We start from the raw sequence: 23000 nt of genomic DNA, 5'->3' as shown, positions 1-23000 counted from the left end.
GGCATTCCCGGATGTCGGCCGCACGGGGCACATGCGAGGATCGTAGACATTCGTACGAGTCATGTGAGTCACAAGGGAGTGCCGCCCGTGCCCGGTGAGAATCTGTCCCGCGACGAGGCCCGCGAGAGGGCCGCGCTGCTCTCCGTCGACGGCTACGAGGTCTTCCTCGACCTGCGGTCGGCGGTCGGCGCGAGCGGTCAGGAGCCGCGCACGTTCCGCTCGGTCACCACGATCCGCTTCCGCAGCGCCGAGCCGGGCGCCGCGACCTTCGCGGACCTGGTCGCGCCGGGCGTCACGGCCGTCTCGCTCAACGGCAAGGACCTGGACCCCTCCGAGGTCTTCGACGGCACCCGCATCTCCCTGGAGGACCTCGCCGAGGAGAACGAGCTGGTGGTGGACGCCCAGTGCGCCTACAGCCGCACCGGCGAGGGCATGCACCGCTTCGTCGACCCGGAGGACGGCGAGGTCTACCTCTACACGCAGTACGAGCCCGCGGACTCCCGCCGCGTCTTCGCCAACTTCGAGCAGCCCGACCTGAAGGCTCCCTACCGCTTCTCGGTGCGTGCGCCCGAGGGGTGGACCGCGTGGTCCAACGGCGTGGGCGAGCTGAGCGACGGCGTCTGGAAGTTCGCCGAGACGAAGCCCATCTCGACGTACATCACGGCGGTCGTCGCCGGCCCCTATCACTACGTGACGGACTCCTACGAGCGCGTCCTGCCGGACGGCACGCGCCTGGAGATCCCGCTCGGCGCGATGTGCCGCAAGGGCCTCGCCCCGCACTTCGACGCCGACGACATCTTCCTCGTCACCAAGCAGGGCCTGGACTTCTTCCACGACACCTTCGACTACCCGTACCCCTTCGGGAAGTACGACCAGGCGTTCGTGCCGGAGTACAACCTCGGGGCGATGGAGAACCCGGGCATGGTGACCTTCCGCGAGGAGTACGTCTTCCGCGGCAAGGTGACCCAGGCGTCGTACGAGCGCCGGGCCAACGTCATCCTCCACGAGATGGCCCACATGTGGTTCGGCGACCTGGTCACCATGCGCTGGTGGGACGACCTGTGGCTCAAGGAGTCCTTCGCCGACTTCATGGGCTCCTTCTCGATGGTGGAGGCGACCCGCTTCACCAACGGCTGGATCACCTTCGCCAACAACCGCAAGTCGTGGGCCTACCGCGCCGACCAGCTGCCCTCCACCCACCCGATCACGGCCGACATCCGTGACCTGGAGGACGCCAAGCTCAACTTCGACGGAATCACGTACGCCAAGGGCGCCTCGGTCCTCAAGCAGCTCGTGGCCTACGTGGGCAAGGAAGCGTTCCTGGAGGGCGGCCGGCGCTACTTCAAGCGCCACGCGTACGGGAACACGGTCCTCGGCGACCTGCTCGCGGTCCTGGAGGAGACGTCGGGGCGCGACATGTCGTCCTGGTCCCGGTCCTGGCTGCAGACGGCGGGCGTCAACTCCCTGACCCCGCAGGTCATCCTGAACGCGGAGGGCCGGATCACCGAGCTGTCCGTCCTCCAGGAGGCGTCCGAGTCCCACCCCGAACTGCGGCCGCACCGCGTGGCCGTGGGCCTCTACCGCCGCTCGGCGGGCGGCGACCTGCAGCGCTACGCCCGCGCCGAGGTCGATGTCGACGGGCCGCGCACGGTCGTGGCCGAGCTGGCCGGCGAGGAGGCGCCCGAGCTGATCCTGGTCAACGACGACGACCTGACGTACTGCAAGATCCGCTTCGACGAGAACTCCCTCGCCACGCTCCGCGAGCACCTCGGCGACATCACCGACCCGCTGGCCCGCGCGCTGTGCTGGGCGGCGCTGTGGAGCCTCACGCGGGACGGCCTGATGCCCGCGCGCGACTTCATCGGGCTCGTACTGCGCTTCGCCGGCCTGGAGAGCGACATCGGCGTGCTGCAGATGCTGCACGCGTGGACGAACACCGCCCTGACGCACTACGCGGCGCCCGAGTGGCGCGAGGAGGGCGCGCGGACGCTCGCCGAGGGTGCGCTGCGGGAGCTGCGGATCGCGGCGCCGGGCAGCCAGCACCAGCTGACGTGGGCGCGGTTCTTCGCCGCGGTGTCGTCGTCGGCCGCCGACCACCAGCTCCTTCAGGGCCTCCTCGAAGGCAGCGCCAAGATCGACGGCCTGGAGGTCGACCAGGAGCTGCGCTGGGCGTTCCTGAGCCCGCTGGCCGCGCACGGCGTCGCCGGTGAGGAAGAGCTGGCCGCCGAGCTGTCCCGGGACGACACGGCGTCCGGCAAGCGGCACCAGGTACGGTGCCTGGCCTCGCGGCCCTCGGCGGCGGTCAAGGCGCAGGCGTGGGCCGCGGTGGTGGAGTCCGACGCGCTGTCGAACGCGCTGGTCGAGGCGACGATCGCGGGATTCGCGCAGCCCTCGCAGCGGGAGCTGACGGCGCCCTACGTCTCCAAGTACTTCGCCGCCATCGAGCGGGTGTGGGCGGACCGGTCCATCCAGATCGGCATGGACGTGGTGAAGGGCCTGTTCCCGCACCTGCAGAGTGACGCGGCGACGCTTTCGGTGGCGGACGAGTGGCTCGCCGCGCACGAGTCGTCGGCGCCCGCCCTGCGGCGCCTGGTCCTGGAGGCTCGGGACGACCTGGCGCGCTCGCTGCGGGCGCAGGCCTGCGACGCCGGTGCGGCGGTCTAGCCCGACGCCCGACGCCTGAAACCGTGTGAGGGGCGGGCGCCCCACGGCTGCCGGAGCGGCGCCGTGGGGCGCCCGCCCCCTTGTGCGTCAAGGCGCGGGGGGCGGGAGCGGGTCGGGAGAGGGCCGGAAGCGCCCGGGTGGGGTGGTCCGCGGGGTGGCGTTCTGTCCGGGCGCAGGTCAGGGGCGGTGCCCGGAGCGGAAGCTCATCGGCAGTCGAACGTCCGTGCTTTAGGGCGAGCTTGTCCGGGTTTGTCGACGGGCGTGTAACAGCGGTTAGCGGAGGACCCGGGCGCGGGAACGACCGAGTCATGAACCACAACACCCCGCTCTCCCCCCTCCCCCTCCAGCACCTCGCCGGCACCCAGCGCCGCGTCCTGAGCACCGCCCAGCTCGGCGCGCACGGCATCTCCGCGGCGGACGCCGGCGCCCACTGCCGCCCCGGCGGACCGTGGCAGCAACTCCTGCCCGGCGTCTGCCTGTTGCACCCGGGCCCGCCGACCGACGAGGAGCGGCTGCACGGCGCGCTGCTGTACGCGGGGCGCCCGCCGGCCCGCGAGGCCAGGGCCGTCCCCGCCCAGCCCCGCGCGGGCGAGCAGCACGCCCCGTACGCGGACGCGATGATCACCGGGCTCGCCGCGCTCGCCCTGCACCGCTTCTCCTCCGCTCCCCCGCTGCACTCCCTGGACCGCGTCGACGTCCTGGTGCCCCGCACCCGCCGCCTGCGTTCCGTGGGCTTCGCCCGGCTGGTGCGCAGCGCGGCGATGCCGACGTCCCAGCAGATCACGGGCGTCCCGGTGGCCCCCGTGCCCCGCGCCCTCGCCGATGCCGTGGCGCAGCTCGCCGACGCCGGTGCCGTGCGCCGGCTGCTCACCGAGGCGGTGCGCGGCGGGCACTGCGAACCCGCCGCCGTCGTAAGGGAGTTGAACACCGCGCGGCTGCTGACCCGGCCGCACGTCGTGGACGCCGTCGACTCGCTGCTCGCCGAGGGGCGGGCCATCGCCGAGGACCGGCTGTACCGGATGGTCGCCGAGCACGCGCTGCCCGACCCGATGTGGAACGTCGACCTGCGCCTGCCGGGCGGACCGCACCTCGGCGGCGTCGACGCGTACTGGCCCGACCAGGCCGTGGCGGTCGAGCTCGACACCCGGGCGCCGCGCCAGGACGAGGACGCGCTGTGGTCGGAGTACGCCCGCAAACGGGAGCACTTGGAGCGGATGGGCATCACCGTCGTCCACATCACGCCGAAGAAGCTGCGGGACTCCGTGGAGCAGCAGGCCACCGTCGTACGGACCGCGCTGATGGCGTCGGCCGACCGCGACCCGGCGGCATACGTCGTGGTGCTGCCCAGATAACGCGCCCGGCGCGCCGGTTCCGGCGCGGCCGTCCGTCAGGACGGAAGCAGGAGGGAAGCAGGAGGGGAGCTCAGGGGCGGGGCCCGGACGAGGATCACGGGTCCCGCCCCTGGGCGTGCGGGGCCTCAGCCCTTTCCGCAGAACTCGGCGTCGATCACCGCGGACCGGTCGCCGTCGGGGCCGTTGAAGTTGAGCGCCAGCGCGTGGCGGCCGTCCCCGGTCGAGACCGCCGCGGACGACGAGCCGTGGATGTCGCCGCCGTGGCCCCAGACGACCGTGCCGCAGGCCGTCCTGATGGGCTCCAGGCCGAGTCCGTACCGCTGGCCCGGCGCGTCGTCACCCTTGGGAACGGTCGTCCTCATCTCGGCGAGCTGCCGCGCGGGCAGGAGCTTGCCGCGCAGCAGGGCCGTGTAGAAGCGGTTCAGGTCGGCCGAGTCGGAGATCATCTCCCCGGCCGGGCCGGCCACGGACGGGTTGAGCTCGGTGACGTCGTGGATCTTGGCGCCGGGGGCGTCGGAGAGCTTGTTGTACGCCCGGGAGCCGGGCTTCGGCATCGTCGGGTCGGTGCCGGGGACCGTGGTGGCACGCAGGCCGAGCGGTTCGATGATCCGCTCCCTGACCTCCTGGCCGTAGGGGTTGCCGGTGATCTTCTCGATGATCAGGCCGGCCAGCACGTAGTTGGTGTTGGAGTAGTTCCAGGCGGTGCCGGGCTCGAAGTCCGGCTTGTGGCGCATGGCGATGGCGACCAGCTGTTCCGGGGTCCAGTCGTCGTAGCGGTGGTCGAGGAACTCCTCGGTGAACACCTTCTGCCGGAACTCCGGGTCGGCCGTCACGTCGGCTATGCCGCTGGTGTGGTTGAGGAGCCGGCGCACCGCGATCCGGTCGCCGTCGTGGCCGTGCCCCTGAACGACGCCGGGCAGCCACCGCCCGACCTTGTCGTCCAGGGAGAGGCGGCCCTCGGCCTCCAGCTGGAGGAGGACCGTCGCGACGAAGGTCTTGGTGATGCTGCCGACGCGGTAGCGGTCGTGGGCGCCGCGCGGGGTGTTCTTCGCCAGGTCGCCGAGGCCGGCCGCGGCGTTCCACCGGCCGTGGCGGTCCTTCGCCTGGACGCTCACGCCGGGAGCGTCCTCGTTCAGGGCGGCGGCCATCGCCCGCCGGGTCGCGTCGTGCCGGTCGCCTTTGCCGGGGGGCGCGGCGAACGCGGGAGCCGTGAACGCGCCCGCCGCCATCGTCACGGCCAACGCCACCGCCACACCCGTCCGTCTGCTGAGCACTGCCATTCTCATGTCCCTCCGGTCCCCTGCGGTCGTCACGGTCGTGCGGCCGGGGAGACCCGCGGGCCCGGCGCCGGGTTGAGCGGAGTCCTGAGGTTGAGCGAGTTTCGGCCCATCCGCAGATTTCAGGCCTCCCGCGGGTCAGGTCTTCCGCGGGTCAGGTCTTCCGCAGGTCAGGCCTCCCGTGGGTCAGGTCTTCCGCGGAGCTCAGCCCTTCCGCAGGACCAGCTCGGTGTTGCGGTCGCCGTCCGTACCGCCCAACGCGGGCTTCGCGCCCGGGGCGTTGAAGGACAGCTCGCGGTAGAGCGCGGCCAGGCCGGTCTGGGAGAGGTCGTCGAAGTCCGTGCGGTGCGGGGCGGCGGATTCGATGAGCGTGGTGAAGAGGGAGATCGTGCCGTCGTGGTTGTCGGTGAGCTCCACGACCCGCGCGAGCTGCGGGAAGTCGATGTGCGACGCGGTGGAGACCTCCCAGAACGAGCCGTGCGGAGTGCGGTGCGGGGTGATGGCGTTCTTGTGGCTGTGGCCGTTCACCCAGGCGAGCACGGAGCGGTACCGGCCGAGCAGCGCGACGATCTCGTCGCCGCCGTGCCGGGCCTCGCCGGGGTGCGTCGGGTCGTCACGGAGGTTGCGCATGGTCCTGCTGGTGTGGTGGCTGAACACGACGACGTGGGACGGCCCGCCGTCGCGCCGCTCGTTGGCGGCCAGCTCCCGCTCAAGCCAGCGCAGTTGGCCGGTGCCGAGCGACCCTTCGTAGTGGCCGCCGGGGTCCGTGCTGTCCAGGCTGATGCCGAGCACGTCGTCGCTGATGCGGAAGGAGTAGTACTGGGTGGCGTCGGCCAGGTTCTCCTGGGTGTAGCCGTGACCGACGGGGCCGGGGCCCTTGTGGGCGGGGTCGAGGTGCGCGCGGAGGTATTCGGCGGGGGTGAAGGGCGCCCTCGACGCGTCGGGGGTGACCGACCGCATGCGGCGCGCCTCGCTCCTGAGCAGCTCCTTGAAGTGCGCGCCCTTGGGGTCGCGGCCCTTCTTGACCGCCTTCCACAGGGCGGCCCCGCGCGTCTCGTCCAAGGACATCAACTTCTTTCCCCCGGTGGCGAATTCGGTGAAGTACGGGTCGCGGGGCGCCCAGCAGCCGCCGGGCAGCGCGTCGTGGTTGCCGACGGTGGAGTACCAGGGCAGGCCGAGGCCGGGGCTGTTGACCTCGCGGATCGCGGCGTCGAGGAAGCCGTGCAGGTGCGGGAAGCCGAGCCGTTTGTCGGCGTCGCGCAGCTCGTCGTCCGGGTGCCAGTACAGGTTGAGGCCGCTGGCCTGCACGCCTTCGTAGCGGCGCGGGTCGCCGGTGTTGGGGGTGATACGGCCGCCGCTCATCACCTTCAGGAACCAGTCCAGTTCGGAGCGGGAGTTGTTGTCGGTGTTGTCGCCGGTCGTCACGACGCAGTGCAGCGGCGCGCCGGTGGCGGGCGCGCCGCGCAGGGCGTTGACCCGCTCGACCAGGGCGACCGCGCCGGCCACCGACAGGGACTCGTGGGGCCGCCAGGCGCTCGCGGTCTGGGCCCGCAGGTACTCGTACCGCAGGGGGTGCTGTACGTCGACGAGGTGCAGGTCGGTGAATTGCACGAAGGCGGCGAGCGCGGTGCGCCGCCCCTCGCGGCCCGCCTTCGCCGCCGCGAGGTCGCCGCGCACGACACGCGGCCAGGCGGGCCCGTCGCCGAGCCGCCGGTAGCCGGTGGCGCCCCGCGGGGCGGCGACGGTGAGCAGGGTGGTGCCGTGCTCGTAGGGCGCGAGGGGGGCGGCGGGGGCGGGGCGGGAGCGCGGGATCGTGGCGTGCCCCGCGGGCGCCGCGTTCCCCGAACCGGCGCCCGGGCCGAGGGCGTAGCCGATCCCCGCGGAGACGGTGACGGCGCCGGTGGCGGCCAGGAAAGCGCGGCGGTCGAGTCCGGCCGCGGCACCGGCCACGGCGGAGGCCGCGTGGGCCGTCGCGGTGACGGCGCCGGTGGCGGCCGAGGCGGTTGCGGTGGCGACAGAGCGTATGCGCGGCATGGCGCGGTCTCCCCGGGTGCGAACGCGACGGCAGTGGTCGCGGGGGGCCCGGGCCCGGTTGCGGCCGGCGAACTCCCCGCTCGTACTGGATCGTTGGCAGCGGGGATGGCCTGCGCGTGAACGAGACCGCAACGGGCAGCGCCGATCACCGTACGTGGATCAGTCGGTACCCTGCGCGGTCACGCGCCTTCCTCCGGACGGAGAGGAAGCGGTCACTCCACGTTCACCTTCCGGGGAAGGGAAGGCGGAACGGAGGGTCAGCGCACCGGACCCGTGGCACCGGCGTGGCCGTCGGCCGGACGGGTGCGCCACAGCTCGAGTCCGATGTCGACGAGCCCGACGCGGTCGAGGTCCGGCACGGCCTCCAGGGGGTGCCAGGCGGCGAGGTCCGTGGACCCCCCGGTCTCGTGGCGCAGGGCGCCGCCGGTGACCCGGCCCTCGTAGACGATCCGCAGCCCGTGGAAGTCGGCGACGGCGCCCAGCCGGCGCGGGTAGCGGCGGCGCAGCGAGTCGACGCCGAGGAGGACGACCGGCTCGACGACGTATCCGGTCTCCTCGTCGGCCTCCCGGATCACGGTGTCGTAGGGGTCCTCGCCGTGGTCCATGCCGCCGCCGGGCAGCGTCCAGCGCTTGCTGCCGTCGCCCGCGACCCAGCGGGCCAGCAACACCCGCCCGTCGCGTACGCATACGGCGTAGGCCGCCACCCTCAGTTCTTTCTGCACGCCGTCGACGCTAGGCGCTCCGCCGGAGGTCCGCTGCGGAACCGCGGTCCGGCCACGGCCGGTCGCGCCGTTCCCCGCGCCCCCTTCAGGGGTACTCCTCCCGCACGGCATATCCCCTATACGCCGCCTTGTCCGCCATGACGCATGGCGGAATTGCGTCACGCCCTGATCACAGCTCGGACAACTCTCCCCAAACAGCTGTCACTTGCGTAAGGCTGAGCGGTCATCCGGTACCGGAATACGGACCTTCCCGTATTCCGGGGCCGTATCGACCCTCTTCCCGACCTTTACGTACAGGGATGCCGATGCCCAGATCCAGTTCCAGCGCCAGACGCGCGCCCCGTCTCGCGATAGCCGTCGGTCTGACCGCCGCGCTCTGCGCGACCGGGGCCGCCCCTTACGCCTTCGCGGCGGACGAGTCCCCCGCGCCCGCCCCCAAGTCCGCGGACGGCAAGCTCGGCGCCGCCGACGCCGGCCTGCTCACCGACGCCAAGGCGGCCGGCGAGAAGACCGTCACCATGATGGTCGCCACCGCACCGGGCGCCACCGAGCGGGTCGCTGGTCAACTCGACGGCGTCAAGGGCGGCTCGGTGGGCCGCACCGACGACAAGCTCGGCTACGTCCGCGCGACCGTGCCGACCGCCAAGGCCGACGCAGCGATCAAGTCGGCGTCGAAGCTGTCGTCCGTGCACGCCATCGATCTGCGTCACGAGATCGAGCTGGACGACCCGACCCCGGCCGCCGACCGCGCCAAGGGCGCGAAGCCCGCGGCCAGGGGCACCTACCCGGGTCCGGACAAGAGCACCCCGGCGAAGAACCCGTACAACCCGTCCGCCGAGACGGGCGCCGTCGACTTCGTGAAGAAGCACCCGAAGGCGGACGGCCGGGGCACCACCATCGGCATCCTCGACTCCGGCATCGACCTGGGCCACCCGGCGCTGCAGAAGACCACGACCGGCGAGCGCAAGATCACCGACTGGGTGACCGCGACCGACCCGATCGTGGACGCGGACGGCACCTGGCGCCGGATGACCAACCCGGTCACCGGACCGGTCTTCACCTGGGACAGCGAGACGTGGAAGGCCCCGGCGGGCTCCTTCCAGGTCAACCGCTTCCGCGAGTCGGCCACCACCGGCGGCGACGCCAAGGGCGACCTCAACCGCGACGGCGACACCACCGACAGCTGGGGCGTGCTCTACGACCCGGCCGCGGGCACGGTCCGCGTCGACCTGAACGACAACAACGACTTCACCGACGACGAGGTGCTCAAGCCGTACAAGGACGACCACCAGGTCGCCTACTTCGGCAAGGACGACCCGGCGACCGACGTCGTCGAGCGCGTTCCCTTCGTCGTCGAGATCCGCAAGGACGTGCCGACCGACCCCTACGGCGGCGACTGGGTCGGCAAGAAGGCCGACTTCGTCAACATCGGCGTCATCGAGTCCGAGCACGGCACGCACGTCGCGGGCATCACCGCGGCCAACGGCCTGTTCGGCGGCAAGATGAACGGCGCGGCGCCCGGCGCCAAGCTGGTCTCCTCGCGCGCCTGCACCTGGACCGGCGGCTGCACCAACGTCGCCCTCACCGAGGGCATGATCGACCTCGTCACGAAGCGCGGCGTCGACATCGTGAACATGTCGATCGGCGGCCTCCCGGCGCTCAACGACGGCAACAACGCGCGCGCCGAGCTCTACAAGCGCCTCATCGACACCTACGGCGTACAGCTCGTGATCTCCGCGGGCAACTCGGGACCCGGCGCCAACACCATCGGCGACCCCGGCCTGGCCGACAAGGTCATCTCGGTGGGCGCGGCCATCTCCAAGGAGACCTGGGCGGCCAACTACGGCTCCCGGGTGGAGAAGAAGTACGCGATGATGCCGTTCTCCTCGCGCGGTCCGCGTGAGGACGGCGGCTTCGCGCCGATCATCTCGGCGCCCGGTTCGGCGATCAACACCACGCAGACCTGGCTGCCGGGCGCCCCGGTCACCGAGGCCGGCTACCAGCTGCCGGCCGGTTACTCGATGCTGCAGGGCACCTCGATGGCCTCCCCGCAGGCCGCGGGCGCCTCGGCGCTGCTGCTCTCGGCCGCCAAGCGCGAGCACATCGACCTGACCCCGGCGAAGCTGCGCACGGCGCTGACCTCGACCGCGAGCCGCATCGTCGGCGAGCAGGCATACGCGCAGGGCACCGGCCTCATCGACGTCGTCGACGCGTGGGAAGCCATCGAGGACGACGCGACGGCGCACACGTACACGGTGAAGGCCCCGGTCGACACCGCTCTGGAGCAGGAGCTGAAGAAGCCCGGCACCGGCATCTACGACCGCGAGGGCGGCCTGAAGACCGGCCAGAAGCGGACGTACGACGTGACGGTCACCCGCACCTCGGGCCCGGACCGGGGCGTCCGCCACGAGCTCGACCTGGTCAACAACCACGAGAACACGTTCAAGCTGCTCGGCAAGGACGAGGTGGCGCTGCCGCTGAACAAGCCGGTCACCGTCAAGGTCCGGGCGCAGGCCAAGACGGCCGGTCTGCACAGCGTGATCCTCACCGTCGACGACGAGCGCACCGAGGGCGTCGACCAGCAGATCATGTCGACGGTCGTCGTCTCGACGCCGCTCGCGAAGCCGTCGTACACCTTCTCCGAGTCGGACGCGACGCAGCGCAACAGCACGCAGTCGTACTTCGTGACGGTCCCCCAGGGCGCCAAGTCCCTCGAGGTCTCCCTCGGCGGCCTGAAGGGCAAGAGCCAGACCCGCTTCATAGCGGTGCACCCGTACGGCGTCCCGGTCGACTCGACCTCGTCGATCGTGTGCTACCCGAACTACGAGAACCCCGCCAACACCTGCCGCCCCGACCTGCGTTCGTACCCGGACCCGCAGGCCGGCGTCTGGGAGGTCGAGGTCGAGTCGCGCCGTACGTCGCCGCTGCTCGACAACCCGTACAAGCTGAACGTCGCCGCGCTCGGCGTCGCCTTCGACCCCGCCGTGCAGACGATCCCGGAGGCGAAGGTCGGCACGCCGGCGCCCGTCTCCTGGAAGGCCACGAACAACTTCGCGGCCGTCGACGGCAAGCTGAAGGGCGGCACGCTCGGCTCCGCCAAGTCGGCGCGTCCCAGCATCAAGCAGGGTGAGACGCAGACCACCGAGGTCGTCGTGCCCGCGGGCGCGGAGCGTCTCGACGTCGCCATCGGCTCGCCCGCGGACGTCGCCGCCGACCTGGACCTCGCCGTCAAGAAGGACGGCGTCGTCGTCGGTTCGTCGGCCGAAGGCGACTCGGAGGAGTCGGTGAGCCTGACCAAGCCGGCCGCCGGCACGTACACCATCGAGGTGGCGGGCTACTCGGTGCCGACCGGCACGACCGCGTACGACTACCGGGACGTCTTCTTCTCGGGCGCGCTCGGCCAGATCACCGTCGACGAGTCGAAGCCGGTGAAGCTCGCCAACGGCGCCACGGCGCAGGTCGACGCGAAGGTCGAGGCGAAGGCCCCGGCCGCCGAGGGCCGTGAGCTGTTCGGCGAGGTGTCCCTGCTCAACGCGGGCGGCACGGTCGCGGGCAGCGGCAGCGTGAAGGTCGAGAAGGTCACGCCGTAGCACCTGCCGTCACACCTGCCCGCCCCGGCGAGCAGGACGGACAGCACCGAGGAGTCCCGCCGGCCCGCCCTTCCGGGCGGTGCCGGCGGGACTTCTCCGCTCCCGGGGGCGCGGAAGCAACGGCCGCGGTCAGGGCCTAGTCCCCGGGCCCCGGCCCGCCCCCGCACCGGATCTTCTCCGAGGCCGGCAGGGCCTTGAGGATCATCGTGCGCAGGCGGTCGCGCTCCTTGCCGACGGCCCAGTTGGCGGGCTCGGCCGAGCCCTCGGTGACGGTGATCAGGACGCGGTCGCCCTCCTTCAGGCGCGGGTCCACCTCCCGGTCCATGGGGAACCTGACCGTGCCGGCGCCGGACGCCGGCTTGAGGTAGCGCGTCACGTCGAGCGTGACGCGGTCCTGGAGGCCGCCCGGCACCGGGTCGACCGCCGCGACCGTGCCCTCCACGATGAGCCGCGAGCACGCGACGAAGCCCTCGGGGCTGAGGTCCGCGGCCCCGCCGCCGTTGTCGTCGCCGCCCCGCTCGTGGTCGGACGCCGCACCCTGCGCCTTGCCCGAGTCGCTGTCGCCCGCACCCGGCCCGCCCTCCACGGCGAGCCAGGCGAGGCCGCCGATCATCCCTGCGGCCACCGTCGCGGCGAGGGCGGTCAGGGCGACGGGGAGCAGGCGGCGGGCCGTACCGGGGCGGGGCCGCAGCGGGACGACCCGTTCCGCGGGCGGCGCCTGTTCGGCGGCGAGCGCGTCGCCCACGGCGCCGAGCCGCTCCCTGAGCAGGGCGACGTCCGCCAGGGCTGCCGTGTGGGCGGCGGCGAAGTCGGGGTCGCGCAGCGCCTCGTCCGGCACCGGCTCGTCCGTGATCGCGAGCATCAGCGCGTCGAAGTCCTTCTCCGGCACCGTCACACCACCTCCCCTTCGTGCAGCCGCGCCCGCAGGAGCCGTACCGCCGTGTGCAGCCTGCTCTTGACCGTGCCCTCCGGTATGCCCAGCTCGTCCGCGATGGCCCGCACCGGCAGATCCGCGTAGAACCGCAGGACCACCACCTGGCGCTGGGCGTCCGGCAGCTCGCCGAGGCCCTGGGCGACGGCCAGCGAGGTGGCCCGCGCCTCCGCGCCGTCCTCGTCGGTGGCCTCCCGCCACAGCACCGCGAGCCGCTCGCCGAGCCGCTCCTGTCTGCGCCGGGCCCGGTGCCAGTCCATGGCGAGGTTGGAGGCCACGACGGCCGCCCACGCGGACACGTCACGCGGCGCCTCGCGCCCGTCCGCCGCCCGCTCCAGGAGCTTCAGCCTGACCTGCTGCACCCCGTCGGGCAGGTCCGCGTGCGGCACACCGCCGAGCGCGAGCACGGCCCGGACCCGGTCCTCCTGGGCGGCGTCCAGCGGATCCGCCGCCCCGCCCCCCGCCGGCGACGCCCGGCGCGCCTTCCTGCGCGGCAATGTGCCCCTCCCGTCCCCCGCGTTTCTCCCCCGGCCCTGTCGTCACGTCTCCTGCGCGGCGACGGCAGGAGTGTGACGACAGGACCTATGACGCGGAAGGCCCCCGAAACGTTCGCCGTAAATGTGGCGTCCCGCACCTCGGACAATGGATTGGACAACGAAGCCCTGGACAGACGCATCATTGAGCCACCCCCCACAGACCGGCCGAGGTCACGAGGCCGCACAACACGGAGGAAGTCCCAGTGAAGGTCGGAATCGTCGGAGCCACCGGTCAGGTCGGCACGGTCATGCGCAAGATCCTCGCCGAGCGGAAGTTCCCCGCCGACGAGCTGCGCCTGTTCGCCTCGGCCCGCAGCGCCGGCACGGTCCTGGACGGCGTGACCGTCGAGGACGCCTCCACGGCGGACTACACGGGCCTGGACATCGTGCTGTTCTCGGCCGGCGGCGCCACCTCCAAGGCCCTCGCCGAGAAGGTCGCCTCGCAGGGCGCGGTCGTCATCGACAACTCCTCGGCCTGGCGCCGCGACCCCGAGGTGCCCCTGGTGGTCTCCGAGGTGAACCCGCACGCGATCAAGGACCGCCCCAAGGGCATCATCGCCAACCCGAACTGCACGACGATGGCCGCGATGCCGGTCCTGCGTCCGCTGCACGCGGAGGCGGGCCTCGAAGCGCTGGTCGTCGCCACCTACCAGGCCGTCTCCGGCTCCGGCGTGGCCGGCGTGGAGGAGCTCTTCGGCCAGGTGCAGAAGGTCGGCCAGGACGCCCCCAAGCTCACCCACGACGGTGCGGCGGTCGACTTCCCCGAGCCCGACAAGTACGTCGCGCCCATCGCGTACAACGTCCTGCCGATGGCGGGCTCCGTCGTCGACGACGGCCTGAACGAGACGGACGAGGAGCAGAAGCTCCGCCACGAGTCCCGCAAGATCCTGGAGATCCCCGGCCTGAAGGTCTCCGGCACCTGTGTGCGCGTCCCGGTCTTCACCGGCCACTCCCTCCAGGTCAACGCCCGCTTCGCGCGTCCGCTGAGCCCCGAGCGCGCCACCGAGATCCTCTCCTCCGCCGTCGGCGTCGTCGTCACCGAGGTGCCGACGCCGCTGGAGGCCGCGGGCAAGGACGACGCGTTCGTGGGCCGCATCCGCCGTGACGAGACCGTCGAGAACGGCCTGGCCTTCTTCATCTCCGACGACAACCTCCGCAAGGGCGCGGCGCTGAACGCCGTCCAGATCGCGGAGCTCGTCGCCGCGGAGCTCAAGGGCTGATTTCCGCCCGTACGGCCAGTCCGTAGGGCCAGTCCGTACGCCCGAGGGGGCGGTCACTGTTCGCCGGTGGCCGCCCCCTTCGCGCACCCGGTGGACCGCGCGTGCCCGGAGCGCCCCGCGCACGCCACCGCCACCAGCGCGAGCCCGGCGAGCCCGCCGCCCAGCCAGAGCACCGCGCCGGCGCCCCGGCTGTCCGCGACCCGGCCGCCGGCGAAGGCGCCGAGGGCGATCGCCAGGTTGAACACGCCCGCGAAGAGCGCCGACGCGGCCTCGCGGGCGTGCGGGGCCGCGGCCATCACCCAGATCTGGGCGGAGACCGAGACCCCGCCGTACGCCAGTCCCCACGCCACGAGCAGCGCCACCGACGCGGCGAGCGAGCCGCCCGCGGGCACCATGAGCAGCACCACGGCGGCGAGCCCCGCACTGATGGTGAGCAGTGCCCTGCGCGGGTCGCGGGCCGCGACGGCGCCGCCCGCGAAGTTGCCGACGATGCCGGCCGTCCCGTAGGCGAGGAGCAGCCCGCTGATCAGGCCCGCGCCGATGCCGGGCACCCGTTCCAGGACGGGCCGGATGTAGGTGTACGCGGCGAAGTGGCCGGTGACCAGGAGGGTGACGGCGAGGAGCCCGGCCCGCAGCCTGCCGTTGCGCAGGAGGCCGGGGAACGCGCCGAGCCTGACGCCCTCGTCCGCGGGCAGCCGGGGCAGGACCGCGGCGAGCAGCACCGCGACGCCGAGGGCGAGGACCGCGAGGGCCGCGAAGCCCCAGCGCCAGCCCGCCAGTTCGCCCAGGAGGGTGCCCGCGGGCACGCCGAGCACGGAGGCGACGGCGATCCCGCTGAAGATCACTGCGGTGGCCCGGCCCGCCTCCGCCTCGCGGACAAGCCGGACGCCGAGACCGGCCGCGATGGCCCACACGCCGCCGATGCAGACGCCGACCAGGACGCGCGCGGCGAGCAGGACGCCGAAGGCGGGCGCGAGCGCGGAGGCGACGTTGGCGGCGGCGAGCAGCCCCATCAGCAGGTACAGGACGGTGCGCCGGTCCGCGCGGCGGACCGCGACGGGCAGCAGCAGGGCGGCGAGCGCCGCGACGACGCCGGGCAGGGTCACGGCGAGGCCCGCGGTGCCGTCCGAGACGTCCAGGCCCGCGCCGACGGAGGTGAGGAGTCCGACGGGGAGCATCTCCGTGGTGACGACGGAGAAGGTGGCGGCGGCCACCGCGAGGACGGCGAGACGGCCCCGGGGCCGCCGCAACGCGACGAGACGCGTGGCGATATGAGTGCTCTGTGACATGACATCCACCCTGTGGGGGTGTCCGCCCGGGAACAACGGCGAAGATCTCATCCTTGTATGAGCCGGACTGATCGATCGACGATACGGAGACCGCGCGCCATGAGCGGACCGGGGACAGGTGCGGGACTGGAGCTCCGCGAGCTGGAGTGTTTCCTGGTGCTTGCCGAAGAGCTGCACTTCGGGCGGACCGGCGAGCGGCTGTACGTGTCGCAGAGCCGGGTCAGCCAGCTGCTCGCCGCCCTGGAGCGACGGATCGGCGCGCGCCTGGTGGAGCGTACGAGCCGCCGGGTCGCCCTGACCACACTGGGGGAACGTTTTCTCGCCGAACTCAGGCCTTCCTACGAGGAGTTGACGGCCGTGGTGGAGCGGGCGAGGTCGGCGGCGCGAGGGGTGGAGGGCACCCTGCGGATCGGCTTCCAGGGGACCGCGGACGCACGGCTCATGACGGCCATCGCGGCCTTCCAGGAGCGGCACCCCGCGTGTGTCACGGAGATCGTGGAGATCCCCTTCTCGGACCCGTTCGGGGCGGTGCGGCACGGGGGCGTGGACGCGGCGATCGTGCTGCTGCCGGTCGCCGAGCCGGACCTGGTGCTCGGCCCGGTCTTCTCCAGCGAACGCCAGACCGTCGCCGTGTCGGTGCGGCACGCCTTCGCGGGGCGGGACTCGCTGACCGCCGCGGAGCTGACCGGGACCCCGCTGATCGCGGCGGCGGCCCCGGCGCCCGCGTACTGGCGCGCGGCCCAGGCCCCCTCCGACACCCCCGCCCCCGCGGTCCGCACGCTCCAGGAGGGCCTGACCCTGGTGGCGGCGGGCCGGGGCGCGATGCTGCTGTGCCGCCCGACGGCGGACTACCACGGCCGCAAGGACGTCGTCTTCGTCCCCGTCGACGGGCTGCCGGACTCGGTGCTCGGCATGGTGTGGCACCGGGACGCGGAGACGGCGCGGGTACGGGAGTTCGCGCGGGCGGTGGGGCCGGGCCCGCGGCGCTGAGTCAGGGCCTGCGCACCTCGAAGTGGAAGCAGCCGTACTCCACGGCGCGGACGTGCACGAGGGCGACGCACGGGTCGGCGAAGGCCTCGGCGAACGCGGCGTCGAAACCCCGCTCCCCGCTCTCGGGGTTCTCGGGGTTCTCGGGGTGCCCGGGGATCTCCAGCAGGCGGCCCCCGACGATGCGCCCCCGGGTGTCGTAGCGGCGGACCGTGCGCAGGGCGCCCGCGCGCGAGAAGGGGTAGCCGGCGCGGTCCGGCGCCGGGCCCTCGCAGGGGTCGGCGTGGATGAAGACGGGGCCCTGCTCGTCGTAGGCGCCGGGGTGCGCGCCGGTCCCGGCGGCCCAGCGGCGCAGCGGCGCGTACGAGACGAGGGCGATGCGCTCGCCGGGGGCCACGGGCCGCAGGCAGCAGCGGAGCGGGGCGCCGCCCTCCTCGTCGACGAACGGGACGGGGGGCCGCCCCGCGTCGTCGGCGTCACGGAGCTGGGCGAGGGTGGCGGGGTCGATGGGGCGGGGGGTGTAGGTGGTTTTCGTGTGCGCGGTGTTCGCGTGCGCGGTGTTCGCGTGCGCGGTGTTCGCGTGCGCGGTGTTCGCGTGCGCGGTGTTCGTGAGCGCGGTGTTCGCGTGCGCGGTGTTCGCGTGCGCGGCAGTCGTGTGCGTGGTGGCCATGGGTCGACCCTCGCGCGCGGGCGAGGCGCAAGCTGGCGGATTACGGACATCGAGTCCGCGGGGGAAGCACCGTGCCACTCGCCTCCCGCGTCACCTCACGCCCCACGACCCCCGCCCGTTCAGTTCCGTCACGTCCGCGCCCGTCGTCCTGCGGTACGCCGCGTTCAGCTCGCCCAGTTCCTCCTGCGTCAGGACGTCCTCGACGCGGTCGAAGCCGTCCGGCGCGCGTTCGGCGACGGCGTGCAGGACGCGGTCCGCCGGCATGTTGCGGTTGGCGAGGACGAGCGCGTTGACCGGCTCCCTGCGCACCGTCTCGTAGGCCCGCAGCCCCGCCTCGCGGTCCGGCGCGGCGTGGACGAGGCAGCGGGCGAGGACGCGGGCGTCGAGGATCGCCTGGGAGCCGCCGTTGGACCCCACCGGGTACATCGGGTGCGCCGCGTCGCCGAGCAGGGTGACCGGGCCGCGGCCCCACTGGGCCAGCGGGTCCCGGTCGACCATCGGGTACTCCAGGATGTGCCGGGTCGCGGCGAGCAGCGCGGGGACGTCCAGGTCGCCGATGCGCCAGCCCGCGTAGTGCGGCAGGACGTCGGAGAGCCGCCCGGAGCGGTTCCAGTCGGCGGGCCCCGCGACGCCGTGGTGCCGCGCCGGCGGAAACCGCACCTCCGCCGCCCAGTTGAGCAGGTCCCTGCCCCGCTCCTGGACCCGCCGCGAGATCGGGTAGACGACGAGCTTGGCGGTGGCGTTGCTGCCCGCGACCGCGACGGTCCGCCCGCCGAGGACGGGGTGCCACTCGGCGGTGCCGCGCCACATCCGGATGCCGTTCCACCGCGGCGGCCCCTCGCCGGGGTGCAGCACGGCCCGTACCGTCGAGTGCAGCCCGTCGGCGCCGACCAGGGCCCGCACCCGCACGCCGTACTCCCTGGCCCGCCCCATGTCCCGCAGGATCACCCGCAGCGCGCCGGACTCGCGGTCGGCGAGCCGCACGAAGGCGGTGCCGGTGCGCACGGCGTGGTCGCCGAGCCGGTCGCGGACGGCTTCCAGGAGGAGGAGTTGGAGGGTGCCGCGGTGGATGGAGTACTGCGGCCAGCGGTAGCCGAGGGCGAGGCCGCGCGGCTCGGCCCAGATCCGGTTGCCGTGCCGGTCGAAGTGGACCATCGCCTCGGGGGCGACGGCGGTCGCCGCGAGCTCGTCGCCGAGGCCCAGCTCGGTCAACTCCCGCACGGCGTGCGGCAGGAGGTTGATGCCGACGCCGACGGGCCGCAGCTGTTCGGTGGCGTCCACCACGCGGACGTCGATGCCCGCCTCGTGCAGGCTGAGCGCCGCGGTGAGCCCGCCGATGCCGGCGCCCGCCACCAGTACGTCGGTCATGGCCGTCGCGCGGCCGGACCGGCGGCGACCGGTCTCTCGATCCCCGGCATCTCCCACATCCCCCCGTTCTCCCGACGGTCCTCGTGGCCGTGGTCGGCGGCCCGCACGGACCGGTGCGAACGCGCGGAGCGTAACCGCACCGCAGCGGGAGAACAATGGCCCGGGCGGCCATCCACGGGCGCATGGAAGGATGGCCGGAAACACCACAAGTCGCACCCCACGAAGACCCGAGACGCCGTCCCCACGGGGACGGTACGTCGTACCCGAGGAGATGACCGCGTGCCCGGCACCAATCTGACCCGCGAAGAGGCGCAGCAGCGGGCGAAGCTGCTCACCGTTGACTCGTACGAGGTCGATCTCGACCTCTCCGGCGCGCAGGAGGGCGGCACCTACCGGTCCGTCACCACGGTGCGCTTCGACTCCGCGGAGGCGGGCGCCGAGACCTTCATCGACCTGGTGGCCCCCGCGGTCCACGAGGTCGTCCTGAACGGCCACGCGCTGGACGTCGGCGCGGTGTTCCGCGACTCACGGATCGCGCTCCGGCACCTGCACGCGGGGCCGAACGAACTGAAGGTCGTCGCCGACTGCGACTACACCAACACCGGTGAGGGCCTGCACCGGTTCGTCGACCCGGTCGACCAGCAGGCGTACCTGTACACGCAGTTCGAGGTGCCCGATGCCCGCCGCGTCTTCGCCTCCTTCGAACAGCCGGACCTGAAGGCGACGTTCCAGTTCACCGTGAAGGCGCCGAGCGGCTGGACGGTGATCTCCAACTCGCCGACGCCCGAGCCGAAGGACGACATCTGGTCGTTCGAGCCGACGCCCCGCATGTCGACGTACGTCACGGCCCTGATCGTCGGCCCGTACCACTCGGTGCACTCCTCCTACGAGGGCCCGAACGGCCAGTCGGTGCCGCTCGGCATCTACTGCCGCCCCTCGCTCGCCGAGTTCCTGGACTCGGACGCGATCTTCGAGGTCACCCGGCAGGGCTTCGACTGGTTCCAGGAGAAGTTCGACTACGCGTACCCCTTCGCCAAGTACGACCAGCTCTTCGTCCCCGAGTTCAACGCGGGCGCGATGGAGAACGCGGGCGCGGTGACCATCCGCGACCAGTACGTGTTCCGTTCGAAGGTGACGGACGCGGCCTACGAGGTGCGCGCCGCCACGATCCTGCACGAGCTGGCCCACATGTGGTTCGGCGACCTGGTCACCATGGAGTGGTGGAACGACCTGTGGCTGAACGAGTCGTTCGCCACCTACGCGGAGGCCGCCTGCCAGGCGTACGCGCCGGGCTCCAAGTGGCCGCACTCCTGGACGACGTTCGCCAACTCCATGAAGACGTGGGCGTACCGCCAGGACCAGCTGCCCTCCACGCACCCGATCATGGCGGACATCCGTGACCTGGACGACGTCCTGGTCAACTTCGACGGCATCACGTACGCCAAGGGCGCCTCGGTCCTCAAGCAGCTCGTCGCCTACGTCGGCGAGGACGAGTTCTTCCAGGGCGTGCAGGCGTACTTCAAGCGCCACGCGTTCGGCAACACGCGCCTGTCCGACCTGCTCGGCGCGCTGGAGGAGACCAGCGGCCGCGACCTGAAGACCTGGTCGAAGAAGTGGCTGGAGACGGCGGGCATCAACGTGCTGCGTCCGGTCGTGGACGTCGACACGCGCGGCGTCATCACGTCCTTCGCCGTCAAGCAGGACGCCCCCGCGCTGCCCGAGGGCGCCAAGGGCGAGCCGACGCTGCGCCCGCACCGCATCGCGATCGGCTTCTACGACCTGGACGACGCGTCCGGCAAGCTGCTGCGCACCGACCGCGTCGAACTGGACGTCGACGGCGAACTGACCTCGGTGGACGCCCTGGTGGGCAAGCACCGCCCGGCGGTGATCCTCCTCAACGACGACGACCTCTCGTACGCGAAGGTCCGCCTGGACAGCGAGTCCCTGGCCTTCGTCACCGAGCACATCGGCGACTTCGAGGCGTCGCTGCCGCGCGCGCTGTCCTGGGCGTCGGCGTGGGACATGACGCGGGACGCGGAACTCCCCATGCGGGAGTACCTGAACCTGGTCCTGTCCGGCATCGGCAAGGAGTCCGACATCGGCGTCGTGCAGTCGCTGCACCGCCAGGTGAAGCTGGCCCTCGACCTGTACGCGGCCCCCTCGCGCCGGGACGCGGCGCTGGCCCGCTGGACCGAGGCCACGCTGGAGCACCTGCGCTCCGCCGAGCCGGGCAGCGACCACCAGCTGGCGTGGGCCCGCGCGTTCGCCGCGACGGCCCGCACCGACGCCGACCTCGACCTCCTCGAGGCCCTGCTCGACGGCTCGGAGTCGGTCGAGGGGCTGGCCGTCGACACGGAGCTGCGCTGGGCGTTCGTGGCGCGGCTCGCGGCGACGGGCCGGCTCGACGAGGCGGGCATCACGGCGGAGCTGGAGCGGGACAAGACGGCGGCCGGAGAGCGGCACGCGGCGGCGGCGCGGGCGGCCCGGCCGACCGCGGAGGCCAAGGCCGAGGCATGGGCCTCGGTCGTCGAGTCCGACACCCTGCCGAACGCGATCCAGGAAGCGGTGATCGACGGCTTCGTCCAGACCGACCAGCGCGAACTGCTCGCCCCCTACGCGGAGAAGTTCTTCTCCGCGGTCAAGGGCGCGTGGGACTCCCGCTCCCACGAGATGGCGCAGCAGATCGCCACGGGCCTCTACCCCTCGCTCCAGATCTCCCACGAGACGCTGGCCGCGACGGACGCGTGGCTCGCGTCGGCGGAACCGTCGGCGGCGCTGCGGCGGCTTGTGACGGAGTCCAGGGCGGGGGTGGAGCGGGCGCTGGGGGCTCGGGGCGCCGACGCGTAGCCCTCTGGCCGGGCGGGGGAGCGGATCTCGGGCTCCCCTGCCCGGGCGGGGCCCCCTTGGCGGGGTGCCCTTGGCGGGGCCCCTTGGCGGGGTGCCGGTCTTGTGTCGGGTGCGGGTCCGCTGTGGCTTGTCGCGCAGTTCCCCGCGCCCCTGAACACGGGGCCTCGTCCGTCCGGTGCGGGTCCGCTGTGGCTTGTCGCGCAGTTCCCCGCGCCCCTGAACACGGGGCCTCGTCCGTCCGGTGCGGGTTGTGTGTGGCTTGACGCGCCGGTCCCCGCGCCCCTCAACACGGGGCCTCGTCCGTCCCGTGCGGGTTGTGTGTGGCTTGACGCGCCGGTCCCCGCGCCCCTCAACACGGGGCCTCGTCCGTCCCGTGCGGGTTGTGTGTGGCTTGTCGCGCTGGTCCCCGCGCCCCTGGGGGCTGCCTCCCCCGGGCCTCCGGACGGCTTCGGTAATGGGCGGGTGGGTGGGGAAGCCCCCGCGCGGAGCGCGGGGACCGGCGAGAGGCGTCGCGGGGGGATAGGGATTCCGCGGCCACACAGGGGGGCGTTAAGAGGCGTCGCGGGGGGAAACCGTTACTGCGCCCGCGAAGGGACCGCCTCGCGGAGGGACGTGAGGACCCGCGAGACCGCCGCCCCCGCCGCCGCCCCCCGCCGCACCGCGGCGATGACGTGCCGGGACGGGTGGTCCTCGGAGAGCTCACGCATCACCACCCCGCCCCGGCTCACCGCCGCCATCCGCGGCACGAGTGCCACCCCCATCCCCGCCTCCACCATCGCGAGGATCGCCGTCCAGCCGGACGCCGAGTGGGCCTGCTCGGGGGTGAAGCCGGCCCCTTCGCACGCCGCCCGCGTGATCTCGGACCAGGGCCCGCTCCCGCCGAAGATCCAGGGCTCGCCCGCCAGGTGGGAGAGGCGCAGGTCCGCCACCGACGCCAGCCGGTGACCGGTGGGCAGCGCCACGTCCAGCGGGTCCGCGAGCAGCGACTCCCGGGTGAAGCGGGCGTCCGCGTCGCCCGCCGCGGGGGCCTGGACGGCCAGGGAGAGGGCGATGTCCACCTCGCCGGCCGCGAGGAGTTCGTAGGCCTGGGCCGCCTCGGTCTCCCGCACCCGTACGGAGATGCCGGGCGCCGCCTCCCGCAGCGCCCGCACGGCAGGTACGACGAGCGCGGGCACGGCCGTCGAGAACGCCCCGACCCGCACCTCCCCCGCCTCGCCCTGCGCGTAGGCGGTCAACTCGGCGTCGGCCCGCTCCAGTTGCGCGAAGACGGCCTCCGCGTGCCGCAGCACCAAGTGGGCGGCGTCGGTGAGGCGGACCCGCCGGCCGTGCGCCTCCAGGAGCGGTACGCCCAGCTGTTTGGCGAGGTTGGACAGCTGCTGGGACACTGCGGACGGCGTCATCTGCAGCGCCTGCGCCGTCGCCGTCACGGTGCCCCGCTCGCTCAACGTGCGCAGGATCTGCAGCTTCTTGATGTCCCACTCGCTCATGAGGCCAACGTACCGACTGGTCAGAA

Annotated in this window: 15 protein-coding genes; 6 read left to right on the top strand and 9 right to left on the bottom strand. The window is 73.0% G+C overall.

The window, feature by feature from the left end; all coding sequences use genetic code 11:
* The first annotated feature begins 87 nt into the window (after window positions 1–87).
* Window positions 88–2664 carry an aminopeptidase N gene (pepN, locus tag ACZ592_RS27535; protein ID WP_471584319.1) on the top strand — a complete coding sequence of 859 codons (2577 nt, stop codon included), beginning with the start codon at window positions 88–90 and terminating at the stop codon, window positions 2662–2664.
* Between the two features lie 308 nt (window positions 2665–2972).
* Window positions 2973–4016 carry a hypothetical protein gene (locus ACZ592_RS27530; RefSeq protein ID WP_471584318.1) on the top strand — a complete coding sequence of 348 codons (1044 nt, stop codon included), beginning with the start codon at window positions 2973–2975 and terminating at the stop codon, window positions 4014–4016.
* Window positions 4017–4141: 125 nt separating this feature from the next.
* On the opposite strand, the gene ACZ592_RS27525 is transcribed toward ACZ592_RS27530, so the two are convergent.
* The 3 genes from ACZ592_RS27525 to ACZ592_RS27515 form a co-directional block, all read right to left on the bottom strand.
* Window positions 4142–5296, bottom strand: a complete 1155-nt coding sequence (locus ACZ592_RS27525) for a serine hydrolase domain-containing protein (protein ID WP_471584317.1) — start codon at window positions 5294–5296, stop codon at window positions 4142–4144.
* 201 nt (window positions 5297–5497) lie between these two features.
* Window positions 5498–7327 carry a TIGR03767 family metallophosphoesterase gene (locus tag ACZ592_RS27520; RefSeq protein ID WP_471584316.1) on the bottom strand — a complete coding sequence of 610 codons (1830 nt, stop codon included), beginning with the start codon at window positions 7325–7327 and terminating at the stop codon, window positions 5498–5500.
* A gap of 257 nt (window positions 7328–7584) precedes the next feature.
* The gene (locus ACZ592_RS27515; RefSeq protein WP_471584315.1) at window positions 7585–8049 is read right to left on the bottom strand and encodes an NUDIX hydrolase; all 465 of its coding nucleotides are present in this window, start codon (window positions 8047–8049) and stop codon (window positions 7585–7587) included.
* Window positions 8050–8354: 305 nt separating this feature from the next.
* On the opposite strand from ACZ592_RS27515, the gene ACZ592_RS27510 reads away from it, so the two are divergent.
* Window positions 8355–11639 (top strand): S8 family serine peptidase, encoded by a 3285-nt coding sequence (locus ACZ592_RS27510; protein ID WP_471584314.1) that lies wholly within the window; start codon window positions 8355–8357, stop codon window positions 11637–11639.
* A gap of 136 nt (window positions 11640–11775) precedes the next feature.
* On the opposite strand, the gene ACZ592_RS27505 is transcribed toward ACZ592_RS27510, so the two are convergent.
* Entirely contained in the window at window positions 11776–12534 is a 759-nt protein-coding gene (locus ACZ592_RS27505) for a hypothetical protein (protein WP_471584313.1), read from the bottom strand.
* Window positions 12531–13067, bottom strand: coding sequence for a sigma-70 family RNA polymerase sigma factor (locus tag ACZ592_RS27500; protein WP_471584312.1), 537 nt, complete (start codon window positions 13065–13067; stop codon window positions 12531–12533). The genes ACZ592_RS27505 and ACZ592_RS27500 overlap by 4 nt, the downstream gene beginning before the upstream one ends.
* Window positions 13068–13309: 242 nt before the next feature.
* On the opposite strand from ACZ592_RS27500, the gene ACZ592_RS27495 reads away from it, so the two are divergent.
* Window positions 13310–14326 (top strand): aspartate-semialdehyde dehydrogenase, encoded by a 1017-nt coding sequence (locus tag ACZ592_RS27495; protein WP_471584311.1) that lies wholly within the window; start codon window positions 13310–13312, stop codon window positions 14324–14326.
* 53 nt (window positions 14327–14379) lie between these two features.
* Here ACZ592_RS27495 and ACZ592_RS27490 read toward each other — a convergent pair whose 3' ends face one another.
* Window positions 14380–15615, bottom strand: a complete 1236-nt coding sequence (locus tag ACZ592_RS27490) for an MFS transporter (protein WP_471584310.1) — start codon at window positions 15613–15615, stop codon at window positions 14380–14382.
* A gap of 99 nt (window positions 15616–15714) precedes the next feature.
* Between ACZ592_RS27490 and ACZ592_RS27485 the strand changes: the two genes are divergently transcribed.
* The gene (locus ACZ592_RS27485; protein WP_471584309.1) at window positions 15715–16605 is read left to right on the top strand and encodes a LysR family transcriptional regulator; all 891 of its coding nucleotides are present in this window, start codon (window positions 15715–15717) and stop codon (window positions 16603–16605) included.
* A 1-nt stretch (window position 16606) separates the two neighbouring features.
* Here the strand turns inward: ACZ592_RS27485 and ACZ592_RS27480 are convergent, their stop codons facing one another.
* The gene (locus tag ACZ592_RS27480) at window positions 16607–17110 is read right to left on the bottom strand and encodes a DUF1203 domain-containing protein (protein ID WP_471584409.1); all 504 of its coding nucleotides are present in this window, start codon (window positions 17108–17110) and stop codon (window positions 16607–16609) included.
* Between the two features lie 252 nt (window positions 17111–17362).
* Window positions 17363–18640: a flavin-dependent oxidoreductase gene (locus ACZ592_RS27475; RefSeq protein ID WP_471584308.1), complete on the bottom strand. Its 1278-nt coding sequence runs from the start codon at window positions 18638–18640 to the stop codon at window positions 17363–17365.
* A gap of 279 nt (window positions 18641–18919) precedes the next feature.
* Here ACZ592_RS27475 and pepN (ACZ592_RS27470) point away from each other — a divergent pair, with 279 nt between their 5' ends.
* Window positions 18920–21487, top strand: a complete 2568-nt coding sequence (pepN, locus tag ACZ592_RS27470) for an aminopeptidase N (protein ID WP_471584307.1) — start codon at window positions 18920–18922, stop codon at window positions 21485–21487.
* Between the two features lie 575 nt (window positions 21488–22062).
* Here pepN (ACZ592_RS27470) and ACZ592_RS27465 read toward each other — a convergent pair.
* Window positions 22063–22974, bottom strand: a complete 912-nt coding sequence (locus ACZ592_RS27465) for a LysR family transcriptional regulator (protein ID WP_471584306.1) — start codon at window positions 22972–22974, stop codon at window positions 22063–22065.
* Window positions 22975–23000: the final 26 nt, after the last annotated feature.

The sequence above is a fragment of the Streptomyces sp. NPDC040622 genome (genome assembly GCF_055593965.1).
The sequence above is the reverse complement of the archived record's forward strand: the minus strand, read 5'-3'. Positions and strand labels throughout refer to the sequence as shown.